Source organism: Ectothiorhodospira sp. 9100 (assembly GCF_022227565.1).
GTDB lineage: Bacteria > Pseudomonadota > Gammaproteobacteria > Ectothiorhodospirales > Ectothiorhodospiraceae > Ectothiorhodospira > Ectothiorhodospira marina.
In genome coordinates, this window is sequence record NZ_JAJNAN010000080.1 from 5,001 (window position 1) to 6,146 (window position 1,146).

Genomic DNA, 1,146 nt, shown 5'->3' on the forward strand with positions numbered 1-1,146 from the left:
ACAGACACGTCGAGCAGGTGCGAAAGCAGGTCTTAGTGATCCGGTGGTTCTGTATGGAAGGGCCATCGCTCAACGGATAAAAGGTACTCCGGGGATAACAGGCTGATACCGCCCAAGAGTCCATATCGACGGCGGTGTTTGGCACCTCGATGTCGGCTCATCACATCCTGGGGCTGAAGCAGGTCCCAAGGGTATGGCTGTTCGCCATTTAAAGTGGTACGCGAGCTGGGTTTAGAACGTCGTGAGACAGTTCGGTCCCTATCTGCCGTGGGCGTCGGAGATTTGAGAGGATCTGCTCCTAGTACGAGAGGACCGGAGTGGACGTACCTCTGGTGTTCCGGTTGTCACGCCAGTGGCATTGCCGGGTAGCTAAGTACGGACGGGATAACCGCTGAAAGCATCTAAGCGGGAAGCCTTCCTCAAGATGAGATCTCCCTGGGCACTTGATGCCCCTGAAGGGCCGTTGAAGACGACAACGTTGATAGGCGGGATGTGAAAGCGCAGTAATGTGTGAAGCTAACCCGTACTAATTGCCCGTGTGGCTTGACCATATAACACCCAAGCAGTTTGAGGGTGTGCGGTCATCACAATGACATGACGACATAGCCTGGAACTTTCCTGAATTGGTGATCCTTTGGATCACACCCAGTTTGCCTGGCGGCCATGGCGAGTAGGAACCACCCGATCCCATCTCGAACTCGGAAGTGAAACTGCTCAGCGCCGATGGTAGTGTGGGGCTTCCCCATGCGAGAGTAGGTCACTGCCAGGCTCTTATCCCAAAACCCCGATCGGTCAGCCGGTCGGGTTTTTTTTTGCCTGGCATCTGGGGCAGCACCGCGGGCCCTCTGGGTCCAACACCAGGGCGCCAGGATCCTTCGGGCCTTACCCCGAACACCGCCGGGTCGTTCGCGAACGACCCGTACAGGGACGGGGCATGAAGCTCACTCCCCCTCCATCAGGAACACCCGCGGACGGCTCCACGGGGGCTCAAGCCCGCCTCGAACCCCCCGTACGGGCGCTTCGAGAAGCGCCCCTGCCAACCCTACCCCCACCGCATCCACGAGATACCGTACGGGTCGTTCGCGAACGACCCCCGCCGGAGCCCCAAAGCCCGACTCAGGTCGCCCGACCTACCAGGGCCGCCTG

Annotated in this window: 2 rRNA genes (1 of these 2 cut by a window edge); both read left to right on the forward strand. The window is 59.4% G+C overall.

The features are described from left to right. Window positions 1-551, forward strand: a 23S ribosomal RNA gene (locus LPW29_RS14640); it begins 2,334 nt to the left of the window's first position. A 102-nt stretch (window positions 552-653) separates the two neighbouring features. Continuing rightward, window positions 654-769 (forward strand): 5S ribosomal RNA (rrf, locus tag LPW29_RS14645). Window positions 770-1,146: the final 377 nt, after the last annotated feature.